Below are 11,573 nucleotides of genomic sequence, written 5' to 3' on the forward strand. Positions count from 1 at the left end.
ACGGTAGCTTCAAGCAATCCTTCATCATGAAACATTTTCAGCCTTGGATTCTCCATCTTCTGTACCCCTCAATCTTTAGTAAAGTAAAGCCTTACTAATAATTCGCGATGAAAGAAAAGTTATCCTTTAATAAAGGATCTGTTAAATTTACCTGTTGATTTCAGCACGAGGCACTCGCTTTCCGCGGGCGGTCCGACGCTCCTCGGTGCATTCGCACCTGCGGGGTCTCCCGCTGACACGCTTCTCCCGCAGGAGTCTCGNACCTTCCGCTCCAATCAACAGGGTGCTAAAATCAACAATAAACTTTAACACAGCCTTAATAAAAAAAGTACCAGGTACCTATACCAGCTGGACAGACTGGTATAGGTACCTGGCAACTGAGCTTTTAAACGATTTGTCCTCCGCGCATAATCTTCTTCGCTAAGGTGAGGCCGAGTTCTTTGGTGAATTTTTTGAGTTCGCGTTCTTCTCTTTCGGTGACGAGGGAGATGACCGTTCCTCCGGCGCCGAACCGGCCCGTTCTGCCGGAGCGGTGGACGTATTGGTTAATATCCTTTGGGAAATCGAAATGGACCACATGTGTGACTCCCTTGATATCCAGACCTCTTGCAGCAACATCCGTGGCAATCAGCATATTGGTTTTGCCAGTGCGGAAATTTTTTATCGCTTTTTGTCTGTCGAACTTGCTTAAATCGCTGTGCAGTGTACTCGAGGCGATATTTTTAAAATCAAGCTTCTCTGCCATGACTGTGAGATTGCCGATATCTTTCACAAATACCAAAGCTTTAATGCCTTCCAGCCTAGAGATTTTTTCAAGCATTTTAATTTTGTCCCGTGCCTCAGCCACAAAATAAATATGATCAACTGCTGCAGCCTGGATAGTTTCATCCTTTTCAACACGGATCACTTCAGCATCTGCTGTCAATTCTTTGGCAAGCTGTTCGATAACCGGCGGCATTGTCGCTGAGAAGAGAAGAACCTGGCGTTCTTTCAGCGTTGACCTAACAATGTTCTGGACTGTCTGTGTATGCTCTGGTACCAGAAGCTGATCGCCTTCGTCAAGCACAACTGTCTTTACTTCATGCATTTTCAGCTTTTTCTGCTTAATGAGTTCCAGGACCCTTCCCGGGGTGCCCAAAGCGATATGGGGATGCTTCTTTAATTTTTCAAGCTGCCTTTTTACATTGGCACCACCGATAAAAGAAGCTGATCTAATTCCGCTTCCTTCTCCCCACTTCTGGATCTCTCCAAGAATTTGCATCACAAGCTCCTGAGAGGATGCCAAAATGACTGCCTGCACCGCCTGTTTATCAGGATCAATTTTTTCAAGGACCGGCAGCAGATAAGCTAGTGTCTTCCCTGTTCCAGTCGGGGATTCCGCAATAATATCTTTTCCTTCAAGAGCCAGCGGAATCGCTTCTGTCTGAATAGTTGTCGGCTGTGTAAAAGCTGACTTTTTCCACGCTTCCTGAATGAATGGCTTCATATTTTCAATAAGAGATTGTGTCATAGGTAACTCCTTTTTTTATGTAAAATAAGCTTATTCATCTGCAAAGGTTTTCTAGCCTATAGTATAGCCGATAATGAAAGAAAAGAGTACCAGCATAAACAACTGGTACCCTGACAAATTATTTATTTAATTTTGTAATTCTTCCCTCAATTGCAGGGTTTACCTCTTCATGAGCTTTAATAAAGCTGATTAATGCATCAAGGTCAACAACATCAACTGTACGGTTCTTGCCATTTAATAGTACGCTATAGCCGTCCCCGCCATCAGCCATGTAATTGTTTACTGTCACAGAATATTCCTGTTCAGCTGTGATTGGAGTACCATCATTCTTTACTAAAGAAACGATGCGATCCCCCGCTTCTCTTGAAGAATCATACGTCACCTTTAAGCCGGAAACGTGCATGATTCTTTCTTTTGATCCCCACTGCTGCTCAAAAAGCTCTTTAATTTGAGCACCAGTCAGCGTCAGTGTAACCAGGTCATTTCCAAATGGCTGTACAGTAAAAGCTTCTTTCCAAGTGATATCTCCTGCATCAATGCTTGCACGGACTCCGCCTGAATTCATGAAGGCAAAATCGGTATTTGTCTGCGCAATCATGGAGTCTGCAATCAGGTTGCCCATCGGAGATTCTCCATCAGCATTTGTATCTCTGCTGATACCAGTTGATGTATACCCGATTACTTCGTTTAAAATAGGTGCAGCATCAGCAATATATGTGTCGAGCATTTGCTTAATTTCTGCATCTGGCTCAATATCCCGTGCAGCAGTTACAATCTCAGCTTTCTTAGCCACAATATCTTTCGTAACTGGATCAATCGTTAAATCAACATCAGAAAATGCAGTTCCATAGGAATAGGATTGTACAAGCAGCTTGCCATCCACTAATGTATTTGTGTACTGGTGATTATGGCCGCCGAACAGCACATCCACTTCATCATCAACTGCATTTGCAATTTCAGCCAGTTCCTCTTGAGGGTCAGAGCCGTCTAAAGCAGATTTTGCAGGATTATGTGTAACGACTACAATGGATTTGATGCCTTGTCCTTTTAGCTCTGCAGTATACTTATTAATTGCTTCCGCCTCATCTGTGAATTCTACTCCAGCTGTACCGCTTGGCGTAACGATGCCAGGGGTATCAGAATAGGCGATCCCTATAAATGCAATCGGCACACCGTTTACTTCTTTGATTTCATATGGTGGTAAAATCGGTTCCTTTGTCACAGAGTCCACTACGTTAGCAGCAACATACGGAAAGTTTGCTCCTTCAAACTCACCATACTTTTCAACTGTCTTGGGATGGGCTCCCCCATTTATGAGGCGCAGCATTTCTTCTACACCTTCATCAAATTCATGATTGCCGACAGTACCCAAATCAAAGCCAATCTCGTTTAACATTTTAATCGTGGGCTCATCCTGAAGAAGTGCAGAAACAGGAGAGCTTGCTCCTACTGCATCACCGGCATGGAGCATAAATGTATTAGGGTTTGTTGCTTCACGCTGCTTTAGGTGTGCAGCTAAATATTCTATCCCGCCAGCGTTTAGACCAGCGTTATAAGTATCGAGCTGTCCATGAAAATCGTTAATGCCTAAAAGCTGGACTTCGAATGGCTCATTATTCTCTTCTGCAACAGGTAACTGAAGAGAGTATTTTCCGAAACCATTGTTTGCTTCACCTGCGAAATGGATTCCGCTGTTTTCAGCAATTGCATTTTTTGCATCTGGCGAAGATTCAAATGTTACGTTTACTTCTTCAGTAACCGGTGCAAATGACCAGTTTGAATCTGCAGAAGGGTCAATTGACTGTTCTTCACGGATAAAATCAATGATTGCCTGGCGGTTCTCATCAGGATACATCTCTACAGCGGTATTATTTCTGACGCCAGGGAAGTTTCCGCTTGCACGGTAATTGTTTGTGACGACAATAAATTCCTGGTCAGGGTCAATTGCAGCACCATTGTACTGAAGATTTTTTATTCTGTTAGCATCCGGATTAATCAGCTTGCCGTCGTTATCGTATTTGGCTGGCTCTGTCACATCGATTTCATAGGTTACGCCATCAATAACATCATAATTATAGGTAGGGAAGTCATTATTAATGAGAGACTGCTCTCCCGCTTCATTTTCATTAATCTGGTTGAATTGGCCTGCAGACATTTCAAGCCATTCTTTTACATCTGCGCCTTTCACTTTTACGGTTGCCACTGTATTAGGATACAGGTAAAGATCGGCTACGTTTTTAATCGCAATTGTGCCTTCAGGGATATAAGTATAGTAGCTTGCTCCATTGCGTCCGCCGGCTTTGAAAGGAGCACCTGCAGAAAGAACAGGTGTATTTTCATCTGCTGTTCCTTTTAATTGCTTTTCAATATACCACTTTTGTGCATTTGTTACGATTTGAATGGACGGGTCATCTTTAACTAGCGCAAAGTAGCTGTGAATATCGGCAGTCGTTTCACCAACCGGCTGGCGGACATAATTCACTGTGCCTTCATGATCTTCCTTTACAGCTTCCAAAATTTCTGGATCAGCGTCCACAAGGCTTTCTCTGACAGTTGCTCCCGCTTCATTTTTATAGCTCTTGAAAATGGATTTTACTGTTGATTGGGAATCCTTAACTTTCCACTTGCCCTGTTCCTTTACAACCGTTAAATCCATAATTCCCAGCTGGTTGCCCCAGCTGCCAGGCATGACAAACGGTACCCCATTCACAGTGCCTTTTTCAGCATCAACACCAGGAAGATCTTTAAAGTCTCCCGGGAAGGATTTATGATTATGTCCGGAAATGATTGCATCTACACCATCGACCTTTGTAAGATCATAAGCCGCATTCTCTTCCATTTCAGCATATGATGCATCGCCCATTCCTGAGTGTGCAAGCACGATAATAAGGTCTGCGCCTTCTTCCTTCATTTTTGGAATGTTTTCTTCTACGGATTTAACAATATCTTTTGTGATGACTTTTCCATCTAGATTCGCTTTATCCCACTGTGTAATTTGCGGGGTTACCGCGCCAATTACGCCTACCTTGATGACTTGGGTTTTGCCTCTATCATCCACTACTTTTTTATTCATAACTTTATAGGGTTTAAAGTAATTTTCATCATTTGTCGGGTCATCATCCTGGTCATCCTTATAAACATTCGCATTCACATATGGAAATGGCGAATCATCGAGGACTTCATCCAGGTAGTCGAGGCCGTAATTAAATTCATGGTTACCTACTGTTGCAGCATCATAATCCAATAGTTCCATAGCCTTAAAAACCGGATGTACTTCTCCGTCCTCAAGCTTGTCTACTTTTGCTTTATAGTCTCCCAGCGGATTGCCTTGGATTAAATCTCCATTATCAAATAATAGAGTGTTGTCTGCTTCCGCTCTTGCCTCTTTAATCAATGAAGCAGTTTTTGCAAGGCCAAATTCAATGGTCTCTGCATCTTTGTAATAATCATAATTATATAGATGAGTATGGATGTCTGTAGTCCCTAAAATTCGAAGGCTGACTTCATGGCTGTACTTTTGTTCGCTTTTCCCGGGATTTTCAGGTTTAGCAGCCATAACAGAATCATATGTAATAGGAGCAGCTAAAACAGATAATGCCATCGTAGTTGCTAAAATCGTTTTGCCAAATTTGCGGATAGGCTTTTTCAAATGAACACATCTCCTTGAGATTAGTAGAATAGGATGATATCCATTCCTAATTTTATCTATTTTTTGACTTATTTGAGAATGAGCAAATAGTGGTGAATAACCTGGTAAATTTATTAAGATTTTGTAAAAAACAGGGTCATTATTCCTAATAAAAAAACAGCACCCGCATAGAGTGCTGTTTTCTTTCGAACTATTTAAGTATAAAGCAGGTTAATATTCCCTATATCCTCCCTAAGCGGCGGTCGGTGCTAAAGGAGTAATTTGGCTGTTATCGGCCAAAACTTCAGTTTATCGGCCAAACTAATAGAATTACCAGCCAAAGTTCAAGAACACCATCTTATTAGATGATGAAATAAAAAGAGGATATACATATAAACGCACATCCTCTTCTATTCGGTCATGTTTAATTTTTTTGGCTTACAGGAATAGAAATGTTTACAGCAGTCCCTTTACCGACTTCACTTTCAAATTCGATATTCCCGCCATGTTCCTCAATTATTTGATTTGTGACCATGAGGCCTAAACCAGTGCCATCTGGCTTCGTTGTATAAAAGGGATCACCTACTCGATTGATGTTTTCAGCCATAATCCCGCAGCCTTCATCTTTTACACGGATTAGGACCCTGTGTCCATGGAGTATTTTTGCTGATATAGATATCATTCCGCCATCAGGCATGGATTCAATCGCATTCTTAACCAGGTTGATAAACACCTGCTTCATTAGCTTTTCATCGCACTCGACCTTCTGAATATTCGCCAGTCCCTCAGTCATAATTTTAACATTCTGATTAGATGCCTGCCCTTTCATAATAGAAATGACGTAGCTAACCAGATTATTCAAGTCAATTTCTTCAAAATCCAGCTGCCTGGGCTTGCTCAGGAACATAAGATCATCTGCGATTAAATTGATTCTCTCTATTTCATCTATCATAATTTGATAACGATCCCCATCTTCCGGATGCCTTTCCATCTGCAGCTGGGTAAAACCTTTTAAAGCTGAAAGAGGATTTCTTACTTCATGTCCGACTACTGAGGCCATCTGCCCGACAGCAGCAAGCTTTTCTGTTTTACGAAGCTCATGGAATATGGCTGTCAGTGAATCAATATAAGAATAGAAACGATTTACAAGCAGATATGAAACGCTTGAAAAAATTAAGAGCAGCACAATGGGCACCATTACCTTTTGGCTGCTTAACACCAATCCAACGAGGAGATATTTGCCTACCGTTCCCCCAGTAACAATCCAAAAATATCGTTTATTGACAAACAGCGGCGCGAATAAAATAAAAAACAGTTCTACCGCATTGCCTGTTTGAAACTCTTTGGCTTCCCCTAAATAAATAAGCATGTTATTTAGAAAATCAGTTAGGAAAAAACCGATGAAGTACATGTATTTTACCTTAAAAGGACTTCCCGTTTTGATAAAATACACCGCAGCAGGAAGAAAGCCCATCATGATCAAATAATACCCAATACCCAGACCGCCTTGCGGAAGTCCTGGAGTGCCCCCGGTATTAAGCGGAAACAGAAAGTAATAAAATAAATCATACAGTGTAAAAATCAGATAAAACAGCCATATAAAAAGCCTGACTGCTTTTGTTTCTTCATTGATTAATGTCAGTTGACTATAGCCCTTCATAAATAATGCTCCCCAGTTAACTCTATTAAAATAGTACCAATAGCACTATTATAAACGGTTAAGCCGAGTCATGCATATTTTCTTGCGATTTACCAGGCTACACCCTGCTGGCCAGAAGATTAACTCCATCACTATCTAAGTCATGATTTGAAATATTTACCTATAACTCAAAGAATATGAATTTGCAAGAGAGGAGTATAAACTAGTATTTTTTGATAAAAATGCTAAATTTAAGCAAAAATAGGCCTAAAGACATGTTTTACTATTCTGAATTTTGTAAATATAATGAAAGTACAGCTTTTTAGCTGTAACAAATACATAGTTTGAGAGGAGATTTTGGATGAAGAAAAAAAGAGTCATTGGGTCAGCAGTATTAAGTGCAGCAATGGGGCTTTCTGTATTTGCATCAGGGGCTTTCGGCCAGCAGGTAGAAAGCAATGAAACCTACCGTGTCATGATTCAAGGGCCGAGTGCCGAGCAGGCGAAGGCGAAAGCAAATTATGGCGTACGCTGGGATTTTGGCCAGAAAGGCTTTACAACCACTGTAAATGCGAAACAGTATCAGGCACTCTTGAAAAATAAAAACTTGGAGATTGATAGAGTTGACCAGGTTAGTCTATCACCTGTAAGCAAGGAAGCTGCTGCAAAGCCGGGAACAGAGGCTGCTGCTGTTCCAAGTGACCGTACACCTTGGGGAATTGAAGCCATTTATAATGACAGTACTGTACAAAGCACTTCTGGTGGCAGCGGCATTAAGGTTGCTGTCCTTGATACTGGAGTATTCACATCCCATAATGACCTTGCTGGACAAGCAGAGCAATGTAAGGACTTCACTCAAAACAGATCTCCTTTAGTGGATGGAAGCTGCAATGATAAAAACGGTCACGGCACACATGTTGCCGGGACAGTACTTGCACATGGCGGAGCTAATGGAGAAGGCATATATGGGGTAGCACCAGAAGCTGATTTATGGGCATATAAAGTATTGAACGATAGAGGATCTGGCTACTCAGATGATATTGCAGGCGCTATCAAACATGCGGCAGATGAGGCGGTCCGAACGGGCTCCAAGTTAGTCATCTCTATGTCATTAGGTTCAAGTTCAAAGAGTTCAATGATCGCCGATGCTGTTGACTATGCGTATGGGAAAGGTGTTTTAGTTGTGGCAGCTGCCGGAAATTCCGGCCCGGCTGAAAACACAATCGGTTATCCAGGAGCTCTGGTGAATGCAGTTGCCGTTGCTGCATTGGAAAATGTCCAGGAGAACGGTTCATACCGTGTAGCTGACTTCTCTTCCCGCGGAAACCCTGCTACTGACGGCGATTATGTAATCCAGGAACGCGATGTGGAAGTTTCAGCACCGGGAAGAGCCATTGAATCCACATGGCCAGATGGCTCATACAATACAATCAGCGGAACTTCCATGGCTACTCCGCATGTATCTGGATTGGCTGCGAAGATTTGGGCTAAAAATCCAACTTTATCTCATACCGGCCTTCGTTCAGAGCTTCAAAACCGTTCCAAGCAATATGACATTCTTGGCGGAACAGGAGCTGCAGCTGGTGACGATTACGCATCTGGATTCGGTTTCCCTCGCGTAAAATAATAAAATAATAAAATATAAGAAAAGCTTGGACTTTCCGAATAGGGTCCAAGCTTTTTTTCAGGTTCAAATATAATAGTTGCCTAAAGCTGCAATAAAACCTATGATTTTTCTAAGAATTTCACTGCAGAACAGCCTGCTTTTTCAGTTTCCGGTTATAAATGAGTTTTGATAAGCTGACACTTGCCTCATAGAGAAGCAATAGCGGCAATGTAACCAGGATGTCTGAAATAAAGTCTGGCGGTGTGACTAAAATCGCAACGACAATCAGCACAAAATAAGCGTACTTCCTTATTTTCTGCAGTGAATAAGGATTAATGATGCCAAGGCTGGTCAGGAACATAATGACTACAGGCAGCTCAAATAGAAAGCCGAACGGCAATGTTAAATGAAGCACAAATTTAAAATATTTTTCCGTTGTAAAGAAGGCTGTAAACATTTCACCGGATAATGCCATTAAAAAATTCAAGACTAGCGGCAGCAGAACAAAATACCCAAATGAAATGCCTGTTATAAATAAGAAAAATAGGGCTGGAATATAGGCTAACGCCACTTTTCTTTCCGTTTTTGTCAGCGCAGGGCTGACGAATAGCCAGATTTGATGGGCAGCAACAGGGATTGTTCCTGCAATAGCGACAACAGATGCAAGCATAAAATAAACCCAGAGAATCTCAGAAGGTCCCAGGACAGCAAGCTTAAAATCCAAATCCTTAACCAGCCATTCATAAATATCTTTCACAAAAATAAAGGACAGCGCTAAAAATACAATGAACGTTACGGCGATAATAATCAGCCTTTTACGGAGCTCTTCGAAATGCTGAAGGACGTTAACTGCCTGATCATTCATAAAAAACACCCCAATAGTAAAAGGAAGGAAGAAATATCTCCCTTCCTCTTATTTTTATTATAGTAATTCTTTCTTCTTCTCTTCAGATGGCTGCTCGTCTGAAACTAATTCACGTGTGGATTTCTTGAATTCTTTCAAGGTCGTTCCAAATGCCCGTCCGATTTCCGGCAATTTAGAAGGGCCGAAAATAATGAGCGCCAATACCAAAACTAAAATCAATCCTGGAATTCCAATATTAGATAACATGATAACCTCCTAGTATTTAAAGCCTGTGATCGCAACGACACCCGGCCGCGGCATGGTGTCTCCCTTGCGGTGAGGCCATTTGCTTGTCAGGTTGTTCAGGTCTTCTGTTTCTTCTCCTGGATGCTGGATGGACAGGAATAACGTTGTTTCGTTTGGTGTAAAGGATGGTCCTGTCAATTCAGCTTCGATTGGTGCAGAAGCAAACTGGAAGGCTTCCCCGACATTTTTCCCCATTGTCGGGATAACGAACATGCCATTATTGGCAAAATGAGTGTAGATGCCGCTGTTCAGTTTGCTTGAAGACATATCTGTTACCGTCCAAAGGTTGCCCAGACTATCGAACGTTAAGTTATCTGGAGCACTGAACCCGCTTTGCTTCCCGCCTGCTGCAAAGATCTCGAAGTCGAATGCAAGTGCACCCAGATCATCTCCCTCTTCTATAAATCTTGTAATATGTCCGTGGAAGTTTCCATGTCTATCATTGTTTGTGTGTGCAATAAATACAGTTTTATCAAATGGGCTGATTTCCACATCTTCAGGACGGTCTGTAGGCGTTCCGCCAACAAGCAGCGCTGCTTCATGGCAATGCACAACCACATCGGCCTGAGTCTGAAACTTGTTTAGCAGTTCCGTTTTGTCCTTGGCAGCTTTACGGACATTATCAATTGTTAAAGGCTCCCATTTGCCGCTGCCCATATTGGCCACATAAAGAGTTCCTTCTTCCAAAAGATCTGCATTGGCTTTTCCGCGTGATTCAACATATTTATTTTTACTGATAAATTTATATACACAGGCATCCTTCTTATCATCACCCATATATACAACCACACGCTTATCATTTGTCAGTCCAACTGCTGCATTTTCATGGTTAAAGCGGCCAAGAGCCGTATGCTTGCGAGGCTTGAAGTTTGGATCGAATGGATCTACTTCCACAATCCACCCATAGTGTGTATCGTTTAAGCCTGCGTCCCTCGCAGTGTTTTCAAAATTCTCCTCTGCTGATAAGACCGTTCCCCATAAAGTCATGCCGCCAGAACAGTTTGCAAACGTCCCTTGAACGTTTGTTGCGCCGCCAACAGTTTTTGAACCTTTCGCAGGTCCTGTAAGCTGGAAAGGAGTTAAACCTGTAATACGGCGTGCATATTTTGAATTTGTATCCATTTTCCATGTACCATCATTATCGCGGTACACCTCAATAATAGATCCGCCCTGATTATAAAGCATTTTTTCAATCTGGGATGTTGTATACTTCCCATTAGCGGGCTTTGCTCCATGAACAAATAATTCACTGGAATATTCATGGTTTACCCATAATAAGCCGCGCTTGTCACCATCAATCGGGAAATATAAAGTGAAATCATTGTTGAACCCGAATGTATCCCCTTTTTGATTAATAACATCACCATAAGCTGCCACAACATCATATTTATATCCTTTTGGAAGAACCAGATCATCTTTGTCTGTAGGATCGATCGGTTTAAAATTCAGACCAGAAATCTTCTTTTGGAAACCGAAAAGCTGGGAAGCAGCTTCTGCCCCTTTTGCTTCCGCCTTTGGAATTACTGTTCCTAAACCAGCTGAAGCAACCGTTAAGGCTCCCACCCCTGTACCTACGTATGTTAAAAACTTCCGGCGATTCAATTCAGTCATTCTATTGCACCTCTTCTATTTATTAATAATGTTTACTGGCAATATGTATCAAACCCAACTACAATACTAGCTTTGGAATATTAAGAGAATGCTAAGAAATAACCAAATAACTGTAAAAATAGAGTAAAGATTGTAAAAATGGCAAAGTAAGTATCCGCCCGTAAAACGGGCGGTTTTAATTTCGCCCTATAAGGGCACTTTACTGACAATCCCCTAAAGGGGACTCTAAATTGACCGTCAACCGTTCACTCCTGTCACTTATCTTTAAATGGATCGACGTATTCCCTCTTTGTCATATGGTCGCGTAATTTATCCTCAGCTTCCTGCTCGCGGATATATTTTGCTACTGTTTTCTGGTTGAGTCCCACCGTACTCACGTAATATCCCTTAGCCCAAAATGTGCGGCTTCCGTGGTTATACTTTAAATTC

General features: G+C 41.9%; 8 protein-coding genes. 1 reads left to right on the top strand and 7 read right to left on the bottom strand.

The window, feature by feature from the left end; genetic code table 11:
* Positions 1 to 385: 385 nt before the first annotated feature.
* The 3 genes from L634_RS0126430 to L634_RS0126440 all read right to left on the bottom strand — a co-directional run bounded on the left by L634_RS0126430 (position 386) and on the right by L634_RS0126440 (position 6,798).
* Positions 386 to 1,510 carry a DEAD/DEAH box helicase gene (locus tag L634_RS0126430; protein WP_026585007.1) on the bottom strand — a complete coding sequence of 375 codons (1,125 nt, stop codon included), beginning with the start codon at positions 1,508 to 1,510 and terminating at the stop codon, positions 386 to 388.
* 118 nt (positions 1,511 to 1,628) lie between these two features.
* Entirely contained in the window at positions 1,629 to 5,159 is a 3,531-nt protein-coding gene (locus L634_RS0126435) for a bifunctional 2',3'-cyclic-nucleotide 2'-phosphodiesterase/3'-nucleotidase (protein ID WP_026585008.1), read from the bottom strand.
* A gap of 403 nt (positions 5,160 to 5,562) precedes the next feature.
* Entirely contained in the window at positions 5,563 to 6,798 is a 1,236-nt protein-coding gene (locus L634_RS0126440; protein ID WP_026585009.1) for an ATP-binding protein, read from the bottom strand.
* 340 nt (positions 6,799 to 7,138) lie between these two features.
* Here L634_RS0126440 and L634_RS0126445 point away from each other — a divergent pair, with 340 nt between their 5' ends.
* Complete coding sequence (locus L634_RS0126445) at positions 7,139 to 8,404, top strand: S8 family peptidase (protein WP_026585010.1); 1,266 nt, start codon at positions 7,139 to 7,141, stop codon at positions 8,402 to 8,404.
* 118 nt (positions 8,405 to 8,522) lie between these two features.
* Here L634_RS0126445 and tatC read toward each other — a convergent pair whose 3' ends face one another.
* The 4 genes from tatC to L634_RS31810 all read right to left on the bottom strand — a co-directional run.
* Positions 8,523 to 9,248: a twin-arginine translocase subunit TatC gene (tatC, locus tag L634_RS0126450; protein ID WP_026585011.1), complete on the bottom strand. Its 726-nt coding sequence runs from the start codon at positions 9,246 to 9,248 to the stop codon at positions 8,523 to 8,525.
* A 57-nt stretch (positions 9,249 to 9,305) separates the two neighbouring features.
* A complete protein-coding gene (locus L634_RS0126455; RefSeq protein ID WP_026585012.1) occupies positions 9,306 to 9,494 on the bottom strand; it encodes a twin-arginine translocase TatA/TatE family subunit in 189 nt (62 codons plus the stop codon).
* 9 nt (positions 9,495 to 9,503) lie between these two features.
* The gene (locus tag L634_RS0126460; RefSeq protein WP_034263286.1) at positions 9,504 to 11,144 is read right to left on the bottom strand and encodes a PhoX family protein; all 1,641 of its coding nucleotides are present in this window, start codon (positions 11,142 to 11,144) and stop codon (positions 9,504 to 9,506) included.
* A gap of 254 nt (positions 11,145 to 11,398) precedes the next feature.
* A partial coding sequence (locus L634_RS31810; RefSeq protein ID WP_034263205.1) for a transposase occupies positions 11,399 to 11,573 on the bottom strand: 175 nt, incomplete at its 5' end.

It is taken from the genome of Bacillus sp. J33 (genome assembly GCF_000518885.1).
In the GTDB taxonomy this organism is placed as follows: domain Bacteria; phylum Bacillota; class Bacilli; order Bacillales; family Cytobacillaceae; genus Cytobacillus.